Here is a 20784-nt window from a genome sequence, read left to right as displayed (position 1 = left end):
CGTCAACGTCCGCCATGGCCGCGCCTCGCCGCGCAAGCCCGCATTCCGGAGGTCTCCCCGCGGGGCACGGCGACGCGATACCGTGGCGTTCCTTTTCCCCACATGATCCTCGTGGCCGCCCTGGAGGTTCCGTGGTACAGGCGTACATCCTGATCCAGACGGAGGTCGGCAAGGCGTCGACCGTCGCCGAGACGATCAGCAAGCTCCCTGGTGTGATCCAGGCCGAGGACGTGACGGGCCCGTACGACGTGATCGTGCGTGCCCAGGCCGACACGGTCGACGAGCTCGGCCGCATGGTGGTCGCGAAAGTCCAGCAAGTGGACGGCATCACGCGCACCCTGACCTGCCCGGTCGTGCATCTGTAGCCCCCGTCTACGCTTGGCCGGTGAACATCTTCCGTCACCGGCCTCTCGGCCTGCCCGCAGTGGCCCTGCTCCTCGCGGTCGCGGGCTGCTCCGCGGCGGACGACAGCCACACCGTGGCGGTGCCCACCCCGGACGCGCGGACCGCCCCGCTCTGCCGGGACCTCGACAAGGCGCTGCCACGGAAGGTGGACGGGCAGGCCCGCCGGGACCCGGAGCCCCGGTCCGCCTACACGGCGGCCTGGGGAAGCCCGGCGATCATACTGCGCTGCGGCATCCCCCGGCCGCCCAAGATGGTCGATCCGAAGGTGGCCCTCGGGCAGGATCCGGACGCGATCGGCGGCGGGGTCGACGGCGTCGACTGGCTGATGGAGAAGCAGGACGACGGGACGTGGCGGTTCACCACGTCCGAGCGCCGCGCCTATGTGCAGGTGACCTTGCCCGAGGAGCTGTCCGGGCCGGACGACAGCGCGCAGGTGCTGACGGACCTGGCACCGGCCGTGAAGAAGGCGATCCCGGAGGGGATCGCCTCCATGCGGCACTGATCCGGTCGCGGGCTCAGCGCAGTCCGGTCGGGCGGCTGAGCGCCGCCCGCACCAGGCGGTCGATCAGCTCCGGGTAGCTCACGCCCGTCGCCTGCCACATCTGCGGGTACATCGAGATCGGCGTGAAACCGGGCATGGTGTTGATCTCGTTGATCACGAACTCGCCGTCCTCGGTGAGGAAGAAGTCCGCGCGGACCAGGCCCTCGCAGGAGGTCGCCTCGAACGCCTCGACCGCGAGCCGGCGCACCTCGGCGGTCTGCTCCTCGGTGAGCGGGGCCGGGACGACGCCGGGCGTGGAGTCGATGTACTTGGCCTCGAAGTCGTAGTACGCGTGCGCGTCCGGCGGCGGGATCTCGGCCGGGACGGAGGCGCGCGGGCCGTCCTCGAACTCCAGGACGCCGCACTCGATCTCACGGCCCCGTACGGCGGCCTCGACGAGGATCTTCGGGTCGTGCCGCTGGGCCTCGGCGATGGCCTCGTCCAGCCCGGCCAGGCCGTCGACCTTGGTGATGCCGATGGAGGAGCCCGCGCGCGCGGGCTTCACGAACAGCGGCCAGCCGTGCTCGCCGGCGAAGTCGACGATCCTCTTGCGGGCGGCGGACTCGTCCCGGGCCCACTCGCGGGGCCGGATCACCAGGTACGGGCCGACCTTGAGCCCGTAGGAGGCGAGGACCCGCTTCATGTACTCCTTGTCCTGGCCGACGGCCGAGGCGAGCACGCCCGAGCCGACGTAGGGCACCCCGGACAGCTCCAGCAGGCCCTGGAGGGTGCCGTCCTCGCCGTAGGGGCCGTGCAGCACCGGGAAGACGACGTCGACCTCGCCGAGCGCCTTGGGCACGGAGCCGGGCTCGCTGTAGACGACCTCGCGGCTGGTGGGGTCGACGGGGAGCACCACGGCGCCCTCGTGCTCCTCCGCGAGGTCGGCGACCTCGGGGGTGCGGCGGTCGGCGATGCCCATCCGCTCCGGTGCGTCGGCGGTGAGCACCCAACGGCCCTCCCGCGTGATGCCGATCGGCAGGACGTCGTACTTCGTCCGGTCGATGGCCGTGAGGACCGCGCCGGCGGTGACCATGGAGATCCCGTGTTCGGAGCTGCGCCCGCCGAACACGACGGCCACGCGCGGCTTGCGCGCCGGCTGCTCGGGGCTCTGGGGAAGGTTCTCGGTGCTCATATCGCGATGAGCGTACCTGGAGGTAGACGGCAAGTCAGCGCGCGCTCCCGGGCCGTCGCTCAGCGTCGCACGGATGGTCGCGGAGCGTCGCGGACGGCCCGGCGGGGGCGTCGGGGGCCGGGTTCAGCGCCGTTCGGGCTTGGCGCTGCGCGCCATCAGCTCCTTGAGCGCGGCGACCGGTGACTTCCCCTCGTGCACGATCTCCACGACCGTCTCGGTGATGGGCATGTCGACACCGTGCCGGCGGGCCAGATCCAGCACGGACTCGCAGGACTTGACGCCCTCGGCGGTCTGCTTGGTGACGGCGATGGTCTCCTTCAGGGTCATGCCCTTGCCGAGGTTGGTGCCGAAGGTGTGGTTGCGGGACAGCGGCGAGGAGCAGGTGGCCACCAGGTCGCCGAGGCCGGCGAGGCCGGAGAAGGTCAGCGGGTCGGCGCCCATCGCCAGGCCGAGCCGGGTGGTCTCGGCGAGGCCGCGGGTGATGAGCGAGCCCTTGGCGTTGTCGCCGAGTCCCATGCCGTCGGCGATGCCGACCGCGAGGCCGATGACGTTCTTGACCGCGCCGGCGAGTTCGCAGCCGACCACGTCGGTGTTGGTGTACGGCCGGAAGTACGGCGTGTGGCAGGCGGTCTGGAGCCGCTGGGCGACCCGCTCGTCGGTGCAGGCCACGACGGCCAGGGCGGGCATGCGGGCGGCGATCTCGCGGGCCAGGTTGGGTCCGGTGACGACCGCGATCCGGTCGGCGCCGACCTTGGCGACGTCCTCGACGACCTCGCTCATCCGCATGGTGGAGCCGAGTTCGACGCCCTTCATCAGGGAGACGAGGACGGTGTCCGGCGCCAGCAGCGGGGACCAGTCGGCGAGGTTCTCGCGCAGCGTCTGGGAGGGGATGGCGAGCACGGTGAAGTCGGCGCCGGCGAGCGCCTCGGCGGCGTCGGCGGTGGCGCGCAGGTTCTCCGGGAGCTCCACGCCGGGCAGGTAGTCGGGGTTGGTCCGGGTGGAGTTGACCGCCTCGGCCAGCCGGGGCCGGCGGGCCCACAGGGTCACGTCACAGCCGGCGTCGGCGAGCACCATGCCGAAGGCGGTGCCCCACGAGCCGGTGCCCATGACGGCCGCCCGCACAGGCTTGCTCACTTGGTCTGCCCTTCCGTCTGCCGGCTCCGCGCCTGTGCCCGCGCCTGTGCCTGCGCCTGGGTGCGGCGCCGCTGCTCGATCCGCTCGCGGCGCGGGTCGTACGGCGTCTCGGGTGCCTTCTCGCCGCGGATCTCCTCCAGCAGCCGGGTGATGGCCGCCATGATGACCTCGGTGGCCTCCTTCAGCACATCCGGGGTCATCTCCTTGCCGTAGAAGCGGGAGAGGTCCACGGGCGGGCCGGCCAGGACGCGGTGCGTCTTGCGCGGGAAGAGGTTCGGCTTCCTGGCGTACGGCGGCAGCAGTTCGTTGGCGCCCCACTGGGCGACCGGGATGACCGGGCACCTGGTCTGGAGGGCGACCCGGGCGGCGCCGGTCTTGCCGGTCATGGGCCAGCCGTCGGGGTCGCGGGTGAGGGTGCCCTCGGGGTAGAAGGCGACACACTCGCCGCGCTCGACGGCGTCGATGGCGGCGCGGAAGGCGCTGAGCGCGTCCGTGGACTCGCGGTAGACGGGGATCTGTCCGGTACCGCGCATGGCGGCGCCGACGAATCCCTTCTTGAAAAGGCCGCTCTTCGCCAGGAATCGCGGAACCCGTCCGGTGTTGTACTGATAGTGCGCGTATGCGAAGGGGTCCACGTGGGAATTGTGGTTCACCACGGTGATAAATCCGCCCTCGGCCGGAATGTGCTCCATTCCACGCCAGTCCCGCTTGATCAGAACCACCAGCGGCGGTTTGCAGATCACCGCGGCGAAGCGGTACCAGAAGCCGATTCTGCGGCGGGGCACAAGGACACCTTCCTCTAGGACTGCCACCCCGGCGGGGGTCGCACAAGTGTGGCCCCGGGCCGCCGGTCTGTCGAGAACACCGTACGCCCGCCCGTCACCCGCCCCCGCCCTTGCGACGAGCTCCACGCCCCTCCCCGCTCCCCCGGCCACCTCGGAGCCCGGGGACAATGAACGGGACAAGGGAGGGACGGTACGCCGGTGCAGTGGACCTTGGTCATCCCGTTGAAGCCCCTGGCCCGGGCCAAGAGCAGGCTCGCGGACACCGCCGGTGACGGGGTGCGCCCCGGGCTGGCGCTCGCGTTCGCGCAGGACACGGTGGTCGCGGCGCTGGCCTGCGCGGAGGTGCCGGATGTGGCGGTCGTCACGGACGACGAGCTGGCCGGCCGGGAACTGGCGGCGCTCGGCGCGCGGATCGTGCCGGACGTGCCCGGCGGCGGCCTGAACGCCGCGCTGGCCCACGGCGCGGCGGCCGTACGGCGCCGCCGCCCCGGTGCCGCGGTCGCGGCCCTGAACGCCGATCTGCCGGCCCTGCGCCCGGCGGAACTGTCCCGGGTGCTGGCCGCCGCCGCCGAATTCCCCCGGGCTTTTCTGCCGGATGCGGCCGAGGTCGGCACGACTTTGCTGGCGGCGGTGGGCGGTCAGGAATTGCGCCCGGCGTTCGGCGTGGATTCCCGCGCCCGCCACCGGGTTTCCGGCGCCGCGGAACTGGCGCCGGCGGGCGTCGATTCGGTACGGCAGGACGTGGACACCGGCGCCGACCTGCGCGCGGCACTGGCCCTGGGGGTGGGGCGGTTCACGGCGGCGGTGGCGGCGGGGCTGCTGATCCCGGGTTCCGGGGACGCCCACTAGGCTGACGGCCATGCAGGCCACCGCGTACACCTACGACCCGCAGACCCGCAGCGGACAGGTGCTCCTCGACGACGGCACCCCCGTGCCCTTCGACGCCGCCGCGTTCGACGCCGGCGGCCTGCTGCTGCTGCGCCCCGGGCAGCGGGTGCGGATCGAGACGGAGGGCGAGGGGGACGCGGCGCGGATCACCCTCGTCACCCTCCAGACCCTGTAACCGCCCTCGCACACGCCGCGGGCCGGGCTCCCCTGGGGAGTCCGGCCCGGCGCGTGAGTGCCCTGGCGGCCTTACGACGTCGCCTTGCGGGCGGTCGTCTTCTTGGCGGTGGTCTTGCGGGCCGTCGACTTCTTGGCCGGGGCCTTCTTCGCGGTGACCTTCTTCGCCGGGGCCTTCTTGGCGGTGGTCTTCTTGGCCGCGGTGGTCTTGGCGGTCGCCGTGGTCTTCTTCGCCGGCGTGGTCGCCTTCTTCGCCGTGGTCTTCTTCGCGGCGGCCGTCGTCGTCTTCTTCGCCGGCGTCGTCGCCTTCTTCGCCGTGGTCTTCTTCGCCGCACCCGTCGTCTTCTTGGCGGCGGCCTTCTTGCCGGCGGCCTTGGCGATGGTGGGCGGCGGGCCGGACAGGCTGCCCTTCGGCGCCTTCTTGACGGCGACCTCGCCGCCACGCGGGAGCTTCTTCGAGCCGCTCACCAGGTCCTTGAAGCCCTGACCGGCGCGGAAGCGCGGCACGGAGGTCTTCTTGACCCGAACCCGCTCGCCCGTCTGAGGGTTGCGGGCGTAACGGGCGGGGCGGTCCACCTTCTCGAAGGACCCGAAGCCGGTGACCGAGACCCGCTCGCCCGCGACGACCGCGCGGACGATGGCGTCCAGGACATGATCGACAGCATCGGCGGCCTGCTGGCGGCCACCCAACTTGTCGGCAATCGCTTCTACGAGCTGCGCCTTGTTCACGTCTTCCCCTTCGGAGACATCGCCAGAACGAAAGTGTTCAAGCTTTTTCGCACGTTAGGCAGATATATACCGCAAATCAAACACGAAACGGGCTTATCACCCTTGTGCCGCAGCGGACTCGGCCGTCCCGGACGGTTTCAGCGGTCCTCTTCGGGCATCCGACCCGCGTCGAGATCCGCCGTGAACCGATCGAGCCGCCTTGCCGCGTCGGCGAGGTCGTGCTTGGCCGCGGCCGTAATGACCAGCAGCTTCCGGGTCAGCGCCACCCGTACGCCCTCCGGGACTTGCAGTGCGCGCACTCTTGCGTGCGCTTCCTTGAGTTGGTTCGCGACCGCCGTATAGAGCTGGAGTTGGCCGTCGTGTTCCATGCACAGATTGTGCCATCTGGGGCGAGTTGTCGCCTGCGCAGGGGGGTAACTACCGCCTCAATTGGCCTTCCAGGCACTTGTGAAGGAGCCGAACACAGCACTCACGTACCCAGCCAACGCCCTTCGTAACACGGGAAGTTGAGAGAATCCGCAGGGTGCCGCGGGGGTGGACGGGGCCGGACATGGCTGTACCCCCGATCGTGGCGATCGGGGGTACAGACGGGATGTCGCGGTGGCCGAAACCCGACCCTGAGGGGTCCGGGCGGCCCGCCGGATCAGACCTGGAGCGTGCGCGGCTTGTAGGCGGGGCGCCCCGCCTCGTAGGCGGCGATGTCGGCCTCGTTCCGCAGCGTGATGGAGATGTCGTCCAGACCGTTCAGCAGCCGCCAGCGGGAGTTCTCGTCCAGCTCGAAGGAGGCGGTGATGCCCGCGGCGCGCACCTCACGCGCCTGGAGGTCCACGGTGACCTCGGCGGTCGGGTCCGCCTCCGTCAGCTCCCACAGGGCGTCCACGATCTTCTGGTCCAGGACCACCGTGAGCAGGCCGTTCTTCAGCGAGTTGCCGCGGAAGATGTCGGCGAAGCGGGAGGAGATCACGGCCTTGAAGCCGTAGTTCTGCAGCGCCCAGACGGCGTGCTCGCGCGAGGAGCCGGTGCCGAAGTCGGGGCCGGCGACCAGGACCGTGGCGCCCTGCCGCTCGGGCCGGTTGAGCACGAACTCGGGGTCCTTGCGCCAGGCCTCGAACAGCCCGTCCTCGAAGCCGTCGCGGGTGACCTTCTTGAGCCAGTGCGCGGGGATGATCTGGTCGGTGTCGACGTTGCTGCGGCGCAGCGGCACGGCCCGGCCGGTGTGGGTGGTGAAGGCTTCCATGGTTCTCAGACTCCAGCGGGCGCGGGGGCGTCGGTCAGGTCGGCGGGCGAGGCCAGATGGCCGAGGACGGCGGTGGCCGCCGCGACCTGCGGCGACACCAGGTGCGTACGGCCGCCCTTGCCCTGCCGGCCCTCGAAGTTGCGGTTGGAGGTGGAGGCGGAGCGCTCGCCCGGGGCCAGCTGGTCGGGGTTCATGCCGAGGCACATCGAGCAGCCCGCGTGCCGCCATTCGGCGCCGGCCTCCTTGAAGACCACGTCCAGGCCCTCGGAGACCGCCTGGAGACCGACCCGCGCGGAGCCGGGCACGACCAGCATCCGTACGCCGTCGGCGACTTTGCGGCCGCGCAGGATGCCGGCGGCGGCGCGCAGGTCCTCGATGCGGCCGTTGGTGCACGAACCTACGAAGACGGTGTCCACGTTGATGGAGCGCAGCGGCTGTCCGGCCGCCAACCCCATGTATTCCAGGGCCTTTTCGGCGGCCAGGCGCTCCGATGCGTCTTCGTACGAAGCCGGGTCGGGGACGGACGCCGAAAGCGGCGCGCCCTGGCCGGGGTTGGTGCCCCAGGTGACGAACGGCGACAGCTCGGTGGCGTCGATGACCACCTCGGCGTCGAAGACGGCGTCGTCGTCGGTGCGCAGGGTCCTCCAGTACGCCACGGCCGCGTCCCAGTCGGCGCCCTCGGGGGCGTGCGGGCGGCCCTTGAGGTACTCGAAGGTGGTCTCGTCCGGGGCGATCATGCCGGCCCGGGCACCGGCCTCGATCGACATGTTGCAGATGGTCATCCGGGCCTCCATCGAGAGCTTCTCGATGGCGGGGCCGCGGTACTCCAGGACGTAGCCCTGGCCGCCGCCGGTGCCGATCCTCGCGATGATCGCCAGGATCAGGTCCTTGGCGGTGACGCCCTCGGGCAGCTCGCCCTCGACGGTGATGGCCATGGTCTTCGGGCGGGCCATGGGCAGCGTCTGGGTGGCCAGCACGTGCTCGACCTGCGAGGTGCCGATGCCGAACGCCAGCGCGCCGAAGGCTCCGTGCGTGGAGGTGTGCGAGTCGCCGCAGACGACCGTGGTGCCGGGCTGGGTCAGGCCCAGCTGCGGGCCGACGACGTGCACGACGCCCTGCTCGACGTCGCCCAGCGGGTGCAGCCGCACACCGAACTCGGCGCAGTTCTTGCGCAGGGTCTCCAGCTGGGCGCGGGAGACCGGGTCGGCGATCGGCTTGTCGATGTCGAGGGTCGGGGTGTTGTGGTCCTCGGTCGCGATGGTGAGGTCGAGGCGGCGGACCTTCCGGCCGCTCTTGCGCAGACCGTCGAAGGCCTGGGGGCTGGTCACCTCGTGCAGCAGGTGCAGATCGATGTAGAGGAGGTCGGGCTCGCCCTCGGCGCGCCGGACGACGTGGTCGTCCCAGACCTTCTCCGCGAGTGTCCTACCCATCGCTTTCCCTCCGGCCGGCAAGCGTCCACCGACCCAACTAGAGATCTTGAGGGGCGGTGGCTGCCCGGCATTCGGGCCCCTGAACGTCGTGATTCCGGGCGTCCACCGCCAGGCCCGTTGGTCCTCGGGCCGTCGTGTGATTCCAGGGTGGCGCGTTCCACGGAAAATTGAACTTGCGTTTCACAGAGTGAGACGTGAGTATCGTTGCATGGACAACAGTAGCGGCGTCGGCGTTCTGGACAAGGCGGCCCTCGTCCTGAGCGCTCTGGAGTCCGGTCCGGCCACCCTCGCGGGTCTGGTCGGGGCCACCGGACTGGCACGACCCACGGCCCACCGCCTGGCCGTGGCCCTGGAACACCACCGCATGGTGGCACGCGACATGCAGGGCCGGTTCATCCTCGGCCCGCGCCTGGCCGAGCTCGCGGCGGCGGCGGGCGAGGACCGCCTACTCGCGACGGCGGGCCCCGTGCTCACCCACCTCCGCGATGTCACCGGCGAGAGCGCCCAGCTCTACCGGCGCCAGGGTGACATGCGGATCTGTGTGGCCGCGGCGGAACGTCTCTCCGGCCTGCGGGACACCGTCCCGGTCGGCTCCACGCTCACCATGAAGGCGGGCTCCTCGGCGCAGATCCTGCTCGCCTGGGAGGAGCCGGAGCGGCTGCACCGGGGCCTGCAGGGCGCCCGCTTCACGGCGACGGCCCTGTCCGGCGTGCGGCGGCGCGGCTGGGCCCAGTCCATCGGTGAGCGGGAGCCGGGCGTCGCCTCCGTCTCGGCGCCCGTGCGCGGGCCCTCCAACCGCGTGGTGGCCGCCGTGTCCGTCTCCGGCCCCATCGAGCGCCTGACCCGCCACCCGGGCCGTATGCACGCCCAGGCGGTCATCGACGCGGCGGCCCGCCTCTCGGAGGCCCTGCGCCGCTCGGGCTGACGGCGCCGACGGCACGGGAGAGCCCCGCCCGGGGAAGGCCGCCTCAACGCCGCGGCAGACCCTTCCCGGGGCGGGGCGCACCTTTGGCCTCAAGGGGTCGCCCCCTGCCCCCCTCGGGCGGCTAGACGTCCGCCCCCTTCGCCGACCGGTAGGCCAGCCGGTCCTTGGCGTAGCGGCCCCGCTTCTCCAGCGGGATCTGTCCGTGCGCGGCGGCCAGCCCGAACGCCGGCATGTCGCCGTAGACCGCCTCGTAGGACCCCTCCGGCACGACGTACGTCTCGTGCCAGATCCCCACCTGCCCGCGCAGCTTCCCGGCCCGCTCCAGGCGGTTGAGCCGCGCCCACGCCTTGTGGTGGAACGCGTCCGGCGCCGTCGCGTAGGCGTACAGCTTCTCCTTGGACTCCCAGTACTGCACGACGTAGTACGTCCGCGGCGACGCCGTCAGCAGGACCTTGGACAGCAGGCCCCGGCCGGGGTCCTTCCCCAGTTCCCGCAGCATGCGGACCATCCCCAGCAGCACGGGCAGCCACGCCCGCACGGCCAGGAAGCGGTTGACGCGCATGCCGATCAGCAGGACGACGACCTCGCCCCGCGCGTCGGCGGTGGTACGGGACACCATGGCTTCCCCCTCATTGGTGAGCGACACTATCCAACTGCCGATGTTTAGATAGTGCCGCTATCCATGAAGGAGCGCAAGGGATGCGGCTGGCAGAGCTGAGCAGACACAGCGGTGTGTCCACCGCGACGATCAAGTACTACCTGCGGGAAGGGCTGTTGCCGCCCGGCCGCCAGATCAACGCCACCACGGCCGAGTACGACGAGGAGCACCTGCGCCGGCTGCGCCTGGTGCGGGCGATGATCCAGGTGGGCCGGCTGCCGGTGTCGACCGTGCGCGAGGTGCTGGGGCACGTGGACGACGACTCCCTGGGCCGCTCCATCCGGCTGGGCGCGGCCCTGTGGGCGCTGCCGCAGGTGCCGGAGCCGGACGAGGACGACGAGTACGTCCGGGCCGCGCACCAGGAGGTCGCCGCGCTCCTGGACCGGCTCGGCTGGCACAACGCGAAGCTGCTCACGACCATCTCCCCCGCGTACCGCTCGCTGGTGGTGGCGGTGGCCGCGCTGCGCCGGCTCGGCTACGACTGGGGGGCGGAACGGCTCGCGCCGTACGCGGAGTTGATGCACCGCACGGCCGTGCTGGACCTGGACCACCTGGAGGCCCAGCCGTCGGAGGCGGAGCGGGTCGAGACCGCGGTCCTGGCGGCGATCCTCAACGAGCCGCTGCTGCGGGCCCTGCACCGGCTGGCCCAGGAGGAGGAGACGGCACGGCGGTACGGCTTCGAGTGAGCCGGCGGGCCGGGGATACGGCGAAGGCCCTCCACCGAAGTGGAGGGCCTTCCCTGTGTGTACCCCCGACCGGATTCGAACCGGCGCTACCGCCTTGAGAGGGCGGCGTGCTAGGCCGCTACACAACGGGGGCGTGGATCTTACAAGCGTTTGATGGACAACGCCGCAGATCCGAGCTGGTCTACCTGGACTCGAACCAAGACTAACTGAACCAGAATCAGTCGTGCTGCCAATTACACCATAGACCAATGATGGTTTAGACCAGTCAGTACCCCCGACCGGATTCGAACCGGCGCTACCGCCTTGAGAGGGCGGCGTGCTAGGCCGCTACACAACGGGGGCCCTAGCGATCCCGACAAGATCGAGATCAGTACCCCCGACCGGATTCGAACCGGCGCTACTGCCTTGAGAGGGCAGCGTGCTAGGCCGCTACACAACGGGGGCTTTGCAGATAAGCTCTGCGAGCTGGCCTACCTGGACTCGAACCAAGACTAACTGAACCAGAATCAGTCGTGCTGCCAATTACACCATAGGCCACTGGAACTCAAGCCCCTGCGGGGGGATCTCGTTCTAGCTTGCTCCTCGGGGCTTCGGCCTTTCGGCCCGCGCCCCTCGGCGCAGAAAGAACATTACCCGAAGGTGGACGGGGCTCCAAAACGGGTATCGGCGCGGACGAGCGCGGGGAGTTCGGCGAGGGTCGAGATCCGGAGCGCGACGGGCTGTCCGGCGGGCCGTACGAGGGCGGTTCCGCGGTCGATCCACACGGACAGCAGCCCGGCCTCGGCGGCGCCCCGGCCGTCGATCTCCGGGTGGTCGCCGACGTAGGCCACCTCGTGCGGGGGCAGCCCCAGCGCCTCGCAGGCCGCGTGGAAGGCGCCGGGCTCCGGCTTGGAGACACCCAGCTCGGCGGCGCACAGGACGGATTCGAAGCGGTCGAGGAGGCCGAGGGTGCGCAGCTTGTGCTCCTGGACCGTGAGGCTGGAGTTGGAGAGCACCGCGTGCCGGTAGCCGGCCGCGAGGGCGTCCAGGGCGGGCAGGACGTCCGGGAACAGGCTCCAGGCGGCCTCGTAGTGGGCCAGATAGCGCGCGAACCAGGCGTCGGCCTCGCCGTCGGTCAGGTCCCGGCCCAGGAAGACCCGGGTGCGGTCGCGACGCTGTGTGACGAAGTCCACCTCGCCGGCGGAGAACCGGGCCCACTGGACGTCGGTGATCTCCCGCCAGCGCAGCAGCGCCCGCTCCACGCTCCCGTACGCGGCGAGCAGCCCCTCGGCCAGCAGATGCGCCCGCATGCCCTCCCGGTCCGCGCTCGTGTAGTCGAAGAGGGTGTCGTCCACGTCCCAGACGACGGCTCTGATCGTCATACGACCGACGGTACCGCCATACGGCTGGCACACTGAGGGCCATGACCGAGTACCGCGTCCAGTTCACCGTCGAGGCCCGTGCCACCTACGACGCGCTGCCCGCAGAGCGCCGCGCGCAGTTGGACAGGGCCGTGCGCATACTGGCCCGGGATCCGTTCCGGAAGACCTCGACCGCGCAGCTGGGCCCCGACGAGCATCTGCGCAAGGCGTATGTGGCCCCCGGTGTCATGCTGGAGTACATGGTGGCCGGCGCGGTCATGGTCGTCGTCGTGCTGGAGATCTTCGACGAGAGCCACTACCTGATCGACGAAGCCGACGCACAGTGACGGTGACGAACGCCCGAGGGGCGGCGCCCGGTGGTCCGGGTGCCGCCCCTCGGGCGTATGAGACGTCGGTTACGCGGTGAGCTTGGCCAGGGCCGCGTCGATCCTGGCCAGTGTCTTCTCCTTGCCCAGGATCTCCAGGGACTCGAAGAGCGGCAGGCCGACCGTGCGGCCGGTGACGGCCACCCGGACCGGGGCCTGGGCCTTGCCGAGCTTGAGGCCGTGCGCCTCGCCGGCGGCCAGGACGGCCTCCTTCAGGGACTCCGCCGAGGTCCAGTCCGCCGCGTCCAGCTTCTCCCGGGCGGTGCGCAGCAGGGCGTCACTGCCCTCCTTCATCGCCTTCGTCCACGACGCCTCGTCCTCGGCCGGCTCCGGCAGGAACAGGAAGTCGACGTTGGCGGTGATCTCCGACAGGACCTTCAGGCGGGTCTGGGCGTGCGGGGCGATCGCCTGCCACTTGGCCTCGTCGAAGTCCTCCGGCGCCCACGGCGCGAACGGGGCCTTCAGCCACGGCCGGCAGCGCTCGGCGAACTCCTTCGCATCCAGCATGCGGATGTGGTCGCCGTTGATCGCCTCGCACTTCTTCAGGTCGAAGCGGGCCGGGTTGGGGTTCACGTCGGAGATGTCGAAGGCCCGGACCATCTCCTCGATCGTGAAGATGTCCTGGTCCGCGGAGAGCGACCAGCCCAGCAGCGAGAGGTAGTTGAGCAGGCCCTCGGGCAGGAAGCCCTGCTCGCGGTAGAGGTTCAGCGACGACTGCGGGTCGCGCTTGGACAGCTTCTTGTTGCCCTCGCCCATCACGTACGGCAGGTGGCCGAACTCCGGGACGCGCTGGGCGACGCCCAGCTCGATCAGCGCCTTGTACAGCGCGATCTGGCGCGGGGTGGAGGAGAGCAGGTCCTCGCCGCGCAGGACGTGGGTGATCTCCATCAGCGCGTCGTCGACCGGGTTGACCAGCGTGTACAGCGGGGCGCCGTTGGCGCGGACGATGCCGTAGTCGGGCACGTTCTCCGGGGTGAAGGTCAGCTCGCCGCGGACCAGGTCGGTGAACGTGATCGTCTCGTCCGGCATCCGGAAGCGGACGATGGGCTCGCGGCCCTGTGCCCGGTACTGCTCGACCTGCTCGGCGCTCAGGTCCCGGCAGTGGCCGTCGTAGCCGGAGGGCCGGCCGGCGGCGCGGGCGGCCTCGCGGCGGGTGTCCAGCTCCTCCTGGGAACAGTAGCAGTGGTAGGCGTAGCCGCCGTCCAGGAGCTTGCGGGCGACGTCCTGGTAGATGTCCATCCGCTGCGACTGGCGGTACGGCGCGTGCGGGCCGCCGACCTCGGGGCCCTCGTCCCAGTCGAAGCCGAGCCAGCGCATCGCGTCGAGGAGCTGGTTGTAGGACTCCTCGGAGTCGCGGGCCGCGTCGGTGTCCTCGATGCGGAAGACCAGGGTGCCCTGGTGGTGCCGGGCGAAGGCCCAGTTGAACAGGGCGGTGCGCACCAGGCCCACGTGCGGGTTACCGGTGGGCGAGGGGCAGAAACGGACGCGGGGGGGTACCCCCTGCTCGAGCGGAGTCGAGAGCTTGGGGGAGGGTGCGCTAGCCACGCTTGACAACCTTGTTGGTGAGAGTGCCGATGCCTTCGATGGTGACGGCGACCTCGTCGCCGACGTTCAGGGGGCCGACCCCCGCGGGGGTTCCGGTGAGGATGACGTCGCCGGGGAGCAGCGTCATGGCCTCCGAGATGTTGACGACCAGGTCCTCGATCGGGTGGATCATCTCGCTCGTGCGGCCCAGCTGGCGCTGTTCGCCGTTGACGGTGAGCTGGATGGTCAGGTCGTTCGCGCGGGCGAGGTCGATGTCCGTCTCCACCCAGGGGCCGAGCGGGCAGGAGCTGTCGAAGCCCTTGGCCCGGGCCCACTGCTTCTCGCGCCGCTGCACATCACGGGCGGTGACGTCGATGGCGCAGGTGTAGCCGAGGACGACGTCCTTCACGCGGTCGCGCGGGACCTCGCGGCACATCCGGCCGATGACGACGGCCAGCTCGGCCTCGTGGTGCAGTTCCCGGGTGAACGACGGGTACTGGATCTCGTCGCCGGGGCCGATCACCGAGGTGGACGGCTTGAAGAAGGCGAACGGTGCCTCGGGCACCTCGTTGCCCAGCTCGTGCGCGTGCTCGGCGTAGTTGCGGCCGAAGGCCACGACCTTGTTGGGGAGCACCGGCGGGAGCAGCCTGACCTTGCTGAGCGGCACCTTCGTCCCGGACAGTTCGAAGTCCGCGAACGGGATGCCCTTGATGATGTCGAGGACGAGTTCGTCCTGCTTGTCGCCCTCGACCGCGCCGAAGGCTACGTTCCCGTCGATGGAGAACCTGGCGATGCGCACGGGATGCTCGCGCCCCTCACTGAGAACCGGCGTATTGACGCCCCAGGTTATCGGAGCTATAGGACGCTCACCGCTGCTGGGGGTGTCGCCGCAGGTCAGAGGCGGGTCACCGGGGTTCCGGGCGGCTCGGGCGGACCCGTGCCGGACGTCGTACGCGTACAGCCGGATGTCGTACGCCTACAGCCGCATGTCGTACGCCTACATACGAGCGCGGCCGGAAGGATCGTCGGATGATCCCTCCGGCCGCGCCCGGTGAAGCCGTCGGTCACTCGCCCGCCGGGGCTCCCGCGCCCACCGGGACGTCCATGAGGACGGTGCGCCGGGGGTTGGCGGTCTGGGCGGGGAGGTCGACGGGGTGCTCCGGCAGCTCGGGCGTGTGCAGCTCGCCGGCGTCCTTCAGGTGCGCCAGGGTCGTGCGTCGCGGATTGGCTATCTTGCGGAACATCATCGTCGTCTTCACCGTTGTCGTCCTGTGCCCTCTGGTGGAGTGGGTTGGCAGAGTCGCCCGTCCTGTAAAGCGTCAGGCTAAACATCCGATTCCCCGACGAAGTCGCCAAGTGTCCTTCAGAAGTGTGTGAGTTTGCTCACCAACTCATGGGCAAACCGGTCAAATCAGGCCGTCAATTGGTCCCAACGAAACGGACATTGGATCCCTGAAGCCATCATTCCGCTCCTGATCATGTCGACTGGGACACCTGGCACCGACCGGCAACTCGCCGTCGTATGCCCGTTTTCGACCGAAAATGACTCAACGGCTGGTAACCCACCACTCACAGGTTGTCACGGAGGTCACAGCTCGGCCCGCCGCCCTTGTTGGAGATCCTGCACTGTGCTGGAATTCCACGGACCGCCGCGGGATCGAGCCGGCGCACAGGGGGCGCGACACAGCGCCGAGTGGCGGCGAGACAGGGGGAAGCCAGCGCCGGTCACTCAAGACCACCCGGGGGGCGTATTCAGGGCGCTCCCCACAACGCCGACACCGTGTCCCTCCGTTCATGCGGAGGGGCGCCTGGTCCAGAGGTTGCGACGCTAGTGCAGGGACGTTTCAAGAGGGATGGCAGCGCTTCGGCGGAGCCGGAGCCGCACGGCGGGACCGACCGCGGTTCGACGCCCCAGCACGCCCAGGGTCCGGGCCCGGCCCCGGCCAAGGACGGCGGCGGACGCCCCGGCGCCCCCGCCCTGTCCACCCCCGCGAAGACGGCTCCCGCCGGCGCCCCCACGCCGACCGTGAAGCCCGTCCCGGGCGGCTCCGTCGGCTCCGGCTCCCGGCTGCACCTGCGCAACTGGCGCATCTCCACCCGCCTGGTCTCGCTGCTCGCGCTCCCCGTGGTGGCGGCCACCTCGCTGGGCGCCCTGCGTATCAACGAGAACCTGAACGACATCCAGCAGCTCGACAACATGAAGCTGCTGACGGAGATGACCAAGCAGGCCACCGAGCTGGCCGCGGCGCTCCAGGAGGAGCGCGACCAGTCCGCCGGCCCGCTGTCGCGCGGCGGTCTGAACGCGAACGACTACCAGATCAAGGCCTACCAGCAGAAGACCGACCGGGCCCGCGACGACTTCCTGGACGACTCCGAGAAGATCGACGCGGCGAGCAAGGACGGCAAGCTCCAGGGCGTGCGTGACGCGCTCGTCGGCCTCGCCAACCAGCTGGACGACCTGGCCAAGATCCGTCAGAAGGCGTACGGGTCGGAGCAGAACGCCTCCCAGACGGTCGAGTCGTACCACCGGCTCATCACCCAGCTGATCGGCCTCTCCCAGGACATGGCCGAGGCGTCCAGCAACCCGGAGATGATCTCCCGTACCCGCGCCCTGGCGGCCTTCTCCACCGCCAAGGAGTACGCCTCCGTGCAGCGGGCCATGATCGCCGCCGCGCTGCCGGCGACGCCCGCCACCAAGGGCGACCTCTCCGAGAACGACCGCCTTTACGGCCAGTCGGCGTACGAGAGCGAGAACTCCGAGCTGGCGATCTTCCGCAAGATCTACGCGGACCAGAACGCCGAGGAGCTGCTGAAGCCGATCGACGAGGGCAACCCGACGATCGAGGCGGCCGACACCTACGCCAAGCGGTCCTTCGAGTCCCCCGACGGCCTCCAGCAGTTGCCGTCGCGCTCGTACAAGGACTGGGTGGACGACAGCTCGACCAAGATCGAGCAGATGAAGAAGATCGAGCACACGCTCCTGGAGGAGATGGAGCAGAAGGCCCGCGAGCTGAAGAGCGCCACCCAGCGTGACGCCATCATCTCCGGTGCGCTGATCCTGCTCGTGCTCGGTGTCTCGCTGGTCGGCGCGTTCGTCGTGGCCCGCTCCATGATCCGCTCGCTGCGCCGGCTCCAGGAGACCGCGACCAAGGTCGCCCAGGACCGCCTGCCCGAGCTGGTCAAGCAGCTCTCCGAGTCCGACCCGCAGGACGTGGACACCTCCGTGGAGTCGGTCGGTGTGCACTCCCGGGACGAGATCGGCCAGGTGGCCGCGGCCTTCGACGACGTGCACCGCGAGGCGGTCCGCCTCGCCGCCGAGCAGGCCCTGCTGCGGGGCAACGTCAACGCGATGTTCACCAACCTCTCGCGCCGCTCCCAGGGTCTGATCCAGCGCCAGCTGTCGCTGATCTCCGAGCTGGAGTCCCGCGAGGCCGACCCGGACCAGCTGTCCTCGCTGTTCAAGCTGGACCACCTCGCCACCCGTATGCGCCGTAACGGCGAAAACCTCCTCGTGCTCGCCGGTGAGGAGCCGGGCCGTCGCTGGACCCGCCCGGTCCCGCTGGTCGACGTGCTGCGTGCCGCCGCCTCCGAGGTGGAGCAGTACGAGCGCATCGAGCTGGCCGCCGTCCCCACCACCCAGGTCGCCGGCCGGGTCGTCAACGACCTCGTGCACCTGCTCGCCGAGCTGCTGGAGAACGCGACCTCGTTCTCCTCGCCGCAGACCAAGGTCAAGGTCACCGGTCACGCGCTGCCCGACGGCCGCGTCCTGATCGAGATCCACGACACCGGTATCGGCCTGTCCCCCGAGGACCTCGCGGCGATCAACGAGCGGCTCGCCTCGCCGCCCACCGTGGACGTGTCGGTGTCCCGCCGCATGGGTCTGTTCGTGGTCGGCCGGCTCTCGCAGCGGCACGGCATCCGCATCCAGCTGCGCCCGTCCGACTCCGGTGGTACGACCGCGCTGGTCATGCTCCCGGTGGACGTGGCCCAGGGCGACCGGAAGCCGGTTCCGGGCAAGTCCGGCGCGCCCGTGTCCTCCGGTGGCCCCGCCGCCGCGCAGGCCGCCGCCGGTGCGGCCGCGGCCAGGCGGCAGGCCCAGAACGCCGGTGGCGGCCAGCCCGGTGGCGGTCTGCTCGGCGGCGGTCCCGCCCCGCGCGGCCAGGCCGGTCCCGGGCAGGGTCCCCGGGCGGCGCTGCCCAATACGGCCCAGGGCGGCCGTCCCGGTGCGCCGGGCGGAGCGCGCGGTCCGCAGGGCGGCCCCGGTGCCGCGCCGCAGCAGGGCGGCCGGGTGCCGGCCGGTTCCGGCGCGGGCGGCCGCGGCGGTCAGGCGCCCGGTGCGCCGCAGGGTCTGCAGACCGCCCACCCGAACGGTCCGCAGCAGGACCTGTTCGGCGGCAACAACGGTGGCGGCCGTGGCCGCAAGCGGCCCGACGGCCCGGCGGACCAGGGGCGCCGGCCCCAGCTGCCGCCGCGCGGCGGCCCGCGGGCCGAGCTGCCCGGCGGCGAGCCGCAGTCCCGCACCCCGGGCTGGGCCGAACAGGCCCCGCTGTCCCGTGCCTCGCTGGACACCCCGCGCGGCCACGACGAGCAGGGTCCGGGCTCGACCGCGGAGATGCCCCGCATCGACGACCGGGGTCCGGCCGCGATGGACGCCTTCCAGCGCCCGGAGCTGCCCGGCGCGGACAACTCCGCCCAGCACACGGGCCAGTTCGCCCGCCCGGACGACCTCCAGCAGCCGGGCCGGTACGCGCAGCCGGACAACGGCCAGCAGACGGGCCAGTTCCCGCAGCCGGACAGCGGCCGGCAGACCGGTGGGTTCGGGCAGCCGGACAGCGGCCAGCAGACGGGCCAGTTCCCGCAGCTGGACAACGGCCGGCAGACCGGCCAGTTCCCGCAGCTCGACAACACCCAGCAGACCGGCCGATTCCCGCAGCCCGACACCCGGCACACGGGTCAGTTCGCGCGTCCGGACGCCGAGCGGCAGGCGGGTCCCTTCGACGCCCCCGGCACCCGGCAGGACACCGGTTCGTTCGCCCGCTCCGACGTGTTCGGCGCGCCGGGCTCCGGCCGGCCGGACCACGGTGACCGGCACACGGGCCAGTTCCCGGCGCCGCAGGCCCCGCAGGCGTACGACGGCGGTTACGACGGCGGCTCCACCGGACAGCACGCCCTTCCCGGCCGGCCGGACCCCGGCCACACCGGGCAGTTCGAGCGTCCGCGGCCGGCCGGCCACGACGACTTCGGCGCCCCTCGCCCGGCCGCCCCGCAGCAGCAGCGTCCGGTCCGCCAGGAGCCGGAGGCGCTGCCGCCGGCCAGCGGCCCGGGTGACGGTCGTACCCCGCTGTTCGACACGCTGGAGACCAACTGGTTCCAGCAGCAGCAGGAGAACGCGTCCGCGCCGCAGCAGGCACAGCCGCAGCAGGCGCAGCAGCAGTCGCCCGCGTCCGCTCCGCAGCGGTCCGGGTCGAACACCGGCTCCTGGCGCACCTCGCCGAACGACGAACTCGTCCGGCAGGCCGAGCGCGTACGGCAGCCCGCCGCGGGCGGGGTCACCACCTCCGGCCTGCCGCGCCGTGTGCCCCGGGCGAACCTCGTGCCCGGCACCGCCCAGCAGCAACAGCACCAAAGCGGTCCGCAGGTCTCGCGTGCGCCCGATGACGTACGCGGCCGGCTGACCAATCTCCGTCGGGGCATCGCTCAGGGCCGTCAGGCCGGCAGCGGCCAGACCGGCAGCTTCCCGAGCCCCACCAACCAGCAGGAGCGTTAGTTGAGTCCGATGAGCCAGGCGGCACAGAACCTGAACTGGTTGATCACCAACTTCGTGGACAACACCCCCGGGGTGTCCCACACGGTGGTGGTCTCCGCCGACGGCCTTCTGCTGGCGATGTCCGAAGGCTTCCCGAGAGACCGCGCCGACCAGCTGGCGGCCGTCGCCTCCGGGCTGACCTCGCTGACCGCCGGGGCATCCCGGATCTTCGAGGGCGGCACCGTGGCACAGACGGTCGTCGAGATGGAACGCGGGTTCCTCTTCCTGATGTCCATCTCGGACGGGTCGTCCCTCGCGGTGCTGGCCCATCCCGAGGCGGACATCGGCCTCGTCGGCTACGAGATGGCACTGCTCGTCGACCGCGCGGGTGCGGTACTCACCCCGGACCTGCGCGCCGAACTCCAGGGCAGTCTGCTTCACTGACCGGCCCCGGCACCACCCACCTCACGAAAACACCGTCCGGCCGCCACAATCCCCCCACCGGCCCCGTCAGACGGCTTGACTGACCGACTTGCTGTCCCGCCCGGAGGATTCATGACCCCGCCCACCGCCCATCATGATCCGTACGCGGAGCCGTACGGGGACGAGGGCGACCAGCCGCTGGTGAGGCCCTACGCCATGACCGGCGGCCGGACCCGGCCCCGCTACCAGCTCGCCATCGAGGCGCTGATCAGCACCACGGCCGACCCGGCCGTGCTCATGGGGCTGCTGCCGGAACACCAGCGCATCTGCCATCTGTGCCGCGAGGTCAAGTCGGTCGCGGAGGTGTCGGCGCTGCTGAACATGCCGCTCGGCGTGGCCCGGATCCTGGTGGCCGACCTCGCCGAGGCCGGCATGGTCGCCATCCACCAGCCTGGTGGCGACGAGAACAACGGCGGCGCTCCGGATGTGACGCTGCTCGAAAGGGTGCTCAGTGGACTTCGCAAGCTCTGACGCGGGCCGGGCCACCACCTCCGCGAAGATCGTGGTGGCGGGCGGCTTCGGCGTGGGCAAGACCACGTTCGTCGGCGCCGTCTCGGAGATCAACCCGCTGCGCACAGAGG

Annotated in this window: 22 protein-coding genes, 5 tRNA genes and 1 pseudogene; 11 read left to right on the top strand and 17 right to left on the bottom strand. The window is 71.0% G+C overall.

Going from position 1 to position 20784, the window contains the following annotated elements:
* Positions 1-131: 131 nt before the first annotated feature.
* Both IH25_RS0121290 and IH25_RS0121285 read left to right on the top strand, forming a co-directional pair.
* Complete coding sequence (locus IH25_RS0121290) at positions 132-365, top strand: Lrp/AsnC family transcriptional regulator (protein ID WP_030612688.1); 234 nt, start codon at positions 132-134, stop codon at positions 363-365.
* Between the two features lie 20 nt (positions 366-385).
* Positions 386-907, top strand: a complete 522-nt coding sequence (locus IH25_RS0121285; RefSeq protein ID WP_030612684.1) for a DUF3515 domain-containing protein — start codon at positions 386-388, stop codon at positions 905-907.
* Positions 908-920: 13 nt separating this feature from the next.
* On the opposite strand, the gene IH25_RS0121280 is transcribed toward IH25_RS0121285, so the two are convergent.
* From IH25_RS0121280 to IH25_RS0121270, 3 genes are all read right to left on the bottom strand, one after another.
* Complete coding sequence (locus IH25_RS0121280; protein WP_030612681.1) at positions 921-2078, bottom strand: D-alanine--D-alanine ligase family protein; 1158 nt, start codon at positions 2076-2078, stop codon at positions 921-923.
* Positions 2079-2201: 123 nt separating this feature from the next.
* Positions 2202-3212, bottom strand: coding sequence for an NAD(P)H-dependent glycerol-3-phosphate dehydrogenase (locus tag IH25_RS0121275; protein ID WP_030612678.1), 1011 nt, complete (start codon positions 3210-3212; stop codon positions 2202-2204).
* Entirely contained in the window at positions 3209-3997 is a 789-nt protein-coding gene (locus tag IH25_RS0121270) for a lysophospholipid acyltransferase family protein (RefSeq protein ID WP_030612674.1), read from the bottom strand. The genes IH25_RS0121275 and IH25_RS0121270 overlap by 4 nt, the downstream gene beginning before the upstream one ends.
* Before the next feature lie 198 nt (positions 3998-4195).
* On the opposite strand from IH25_RS0121270, the gene cofC reads away from it, so the two are divergent.
* Together cofC and IH25_RS40760 are read left to right on the top strand one after the other, a co-directional pair.
* Positions 4196-4846 (top strand): 2-phospho-L-lactate guanylyltransferase, encoded by a 651-nt coding sequence (cofC, locus tag IH25_RS0121265; RefSeq protein ID WP_030612671.1) that lies wholly within the window; start codon positions 4196-4198, stop codon positions 4844-4846.
* Positions 4847-4856: 10 nt separating this feature from the next.
* On the top strand, positions 4857-5060 hold the full coding sequence (locus IH25_RS40760) for a hypothetical protein (protein WP_030612670.1): 204 nt from the start codon (positions 4857-4859) through the stop codon (positions 5058-5060).
* Positions 5061-5131: 71 nt separating this feature from the next.
* On the opposite strand, the gene IH25_RS0121255 is transcribed toward IH25_RS40760, so the two are convergent.
* The 4 genes from IH25_RS0121255 to leuC all read right to left on the bottom strand — a co-directional run bounded on the left by IH25_RS0121255 (position 5132) and on the right by leuC (position 8455).
* Entirely contained in the window at positions 5132-5788 is a 657-nt protein-coding gene (locus IH25_RS0121255) for an HU family DNA-binding protein (RefSeq protein ID WP_030612667.1), read from the bottom strand.
* Between the two features lie 137 nt (positions 5789-5925).
* A complete protein-coding gene (locus IH25_RS0121250; protein ID WP_030612664.1) occupies positions 5926-6156 on the bottom strand; it encodes an SCO5555 family protein in 231 nt (76 codons plus the stop codon).
* A gap of 275 nt (positions 6157-6431) precedes the next feature.
* On the bottom strand, positions 6432-7025 hold the full coding sequence (leuD, locus tag IH25_RS0121245) for a 3-isopropylmalate dehydratase small subunit (RefSeq protein ID WP_030612661.1): 594 nt from the start codon (positions 7023-7025) through the stop codon (positions 6432-6434).
* A gap of 5 nt (positions 7026-7030) precedes the next feature.
* On the bottom strand, positions 7031-8455 hold the full coding sequence (leuC, locus tag IH25_RS0121240) for a 3-isopropylmalate dehydratase large subunit (protein ID WP_030612659.1): 1425 nt from the start codon (positions 8453-8455) through the stop codon (positions 7031-7033).
* Positions 8456-8663: 208 nt separating this feature from the next.
* On the opposite strand from leuC, the gene ndgR reads away from it, so the two are divergent.
* Entirely contained in the window at positions 8664-9380 is a 717-nt protein-coding gene (gene ndgR / locus IH25_RS0121235; RefSeq protein WP_023546516.1) for an IclR family transcriptional regulator NdgR, read from the top strand.
* A 121-nt stretch (positions 9381-9501) separates the two neighbouring features.
* Here the strand turns inward: ndgR and IH25_RS0121230 are convergent, their stop codons facing one another.
* The gene (locus IH25_RS0121230) at positions 9502-9999 is read right to left on the bottom strand and encodes a DUF4188 domain-containing protein (RefSeq protein WP_030612656.1); all 498 of its coding nucleotides are present in this window, start codon (positions 9997-9999) and stop codon (positions 9502-9504) included.
* A gap of 80 nt (positions 10000-10079) precedes the next feature.
* Between IH25_RS0121230 and IH25_RS0121225 the strand changes: the two genes are divergently transcribed.
* Complete coding sequence (locus IH25_RS0121225; protein ID WP_030612654.1) at positions 10080-10724, top strand: MerR family transcriptional regulator; 645 nt, start codon at positions 10080-10082, stop codon at positions 10722-10724.
* A 60-nt stretch (positions 10725-10784) separates the two neighbouring features.
* Here IH25_RS0121225 and IH25_RS0121220 read toward each other — a convergent pair.
* The 6 genes from IH25_RS0121220 to IH25_RS0121195 all read right to left on the bottom strand — a co-directional run bounded on the left by IH25_RS0121220 (position 10785) and on the right by IH25_RS0121195 (position 12085).
* Positions 10785-10857: transfer RNA gene (locus tag IH25_RS0121220), tRNA-Glu, on the bottom strand.
* Positions 10858-10900: 43 nt separating this feature from the next.
* Positions 10901-10972 (bottom strand) — tRNA-Gln (locus tag IH25_RS0121215).
* Between the two features lie 21 nt (positions 10973-10993).
* Positions 10994-11066: transfer RNA gene (locus tag IH25_RS0121210), tRNA-Glu, on the bottom strand.
* Between the two features lie 29 nt (positions 11067-11095).
* Positions 11096-11168, bottom strand: a tRNA-Glu gene (locus IH25_RS0121205).
* Positions 11169-11189: 21 nt separating this feature from the next.
* Positions 11190-11261 (bottom strand) — tRNA-Gln (locus tag IH25_RS0121200).
* Positions 11262-11353: 92 nt separating this feature from the next.
* Positions 11354-12085 carry an HAD family hydrolase gene (locus IH25_RS0121195; RefSeq protein WP_030612652.1) on the bottom strand — a complete coding sequence of 244 codons (732 nt, stop codon included), beginning with the start codon at positions 12083-12085 and terminating at the stop codon, positions 11354-11356.
* 41 nt (positions 12086-12126) lie between these two features.
* Between IH25_RS0121195 and IH25_RS0121190 the strand changes: the two genes are divergently transcribed.
* Positions 12127-12411, top strand: coding sequence for a hypothetical protein (locus IH25_RS0121190; RefSeq protein ID WP_037655370.1), 285 nt, complete (start codon positions 12127-12129; stop codon positions 12409-12411).
* Positions 12412-12480: 69 nt separating this feature from the next.
* On the opposite strand, the gene gltX is transcribed toward IH25_RS0121190, so the two are convergent.
* The 3 genes from gltX to IH25_RS0121175 all read right to left on the bottom strand — a co-directional run bounded on the left by gltX (position 12481) and on the right by IH25_RS0121175 (position 15233).
* The gene (gene gltX / locus IH25_RS0121185; RefSeq protein ID WP_078844349.1) at positions 12481-13995 is read right to left on the bottom strand and encodes a glutamate--tRNA ligase; all 1515 of its coding nucleotides are present in this window, start codon (positions 13993-13995) and stop codon (positions 12481-12483) included.
* Positions 13988-14773 carry a fumarylacetoacetate hydrolase family protein gene (locus IH25_RS0121180; RefSeq protein ID WP_030612642.1) on the bottom strand — a complete coding sequence of 262 codons (786 nt, stop codon included), beginning with the start codon at positions 14771-14773 and terminating at the stop codon, positions 13988-13990. The genes gltX and IH25_RS0121180 overlap by 8 nt, the downstream gene beginning before the upstream one ends.
* A gap of 265 nt (positions 14774-15038) precedes the next feature.
* Entirely contained in the window at positions 15039-15233 is a 195-nt protein-coding gene (locus IH25_RS0121175) for a hypothetical protein (protein ID WP_030612639.1), read from the bottom strand.
* Between the two features lie 572 nt (positions 15234-15805).
* Between IH25_RS0121175 and IH25_RS0121170 the strand changes: the two genes are divergently transcribed.
* From IH25_RS0121170 to IH25_RS0121155, 4 genes and pseudogenes are all read left to right on the top strand, one after another.
* A complete protein-coding gene (locus IH25_RS0121170; protein ID WP_030612638.1) occupies positions 15806-19741 on the top strand; it encodes a sensor histidine kinase in 3936 nt (1311 codons plus the stop codon).
* A gap of 9 nt (positions 19742-19750) precedes the next feature.
* Complete coding sequence (locus IH25_RS0121165) at positions 19751-20164, top strand: roadblock/LC7 domain-containing protein (RefSeq protein WP_014675212.1); 414 nt, start codon at positions 19751-19753, stop codon at positions 20162-20164.
* Positions 20165-20275: 111 nt separating this feature from the next.
* Positions 20276-20674: a DUF742 domain-containing protein gene (locus tag IH25_RS0121160; protein WP_030612634.1), complete on the top strand. Its 399-nt coding sequence runs from the start codon at positions 20276-20278 to the stop codon at positions 20672-20674.
* A pseudogene (locus tag IH25_RS0121155) lies at positions 20655-20784 on the top strand (ATP-binding protein); the annotation flags it as partial. The gene IH25_RS0121160 and the pseudogene IH25_RS0121155, both read left to right, overlap by 20 nt.

Source organism: Streptomyces achromogenes subsp. achromogenes (genome assembly GCF_000720835.1).
Lineage (GTDB): Bacteria > Actinomycetota > Actinomycetes > Streptomycetales > Streptomycetaceae > Streptomyces > Streptomyces achromogenes.
Note: the sequence above shows the minus strand (reverse complement) of the source record. Positions and strands in the feature narration are given on the sequence as shown.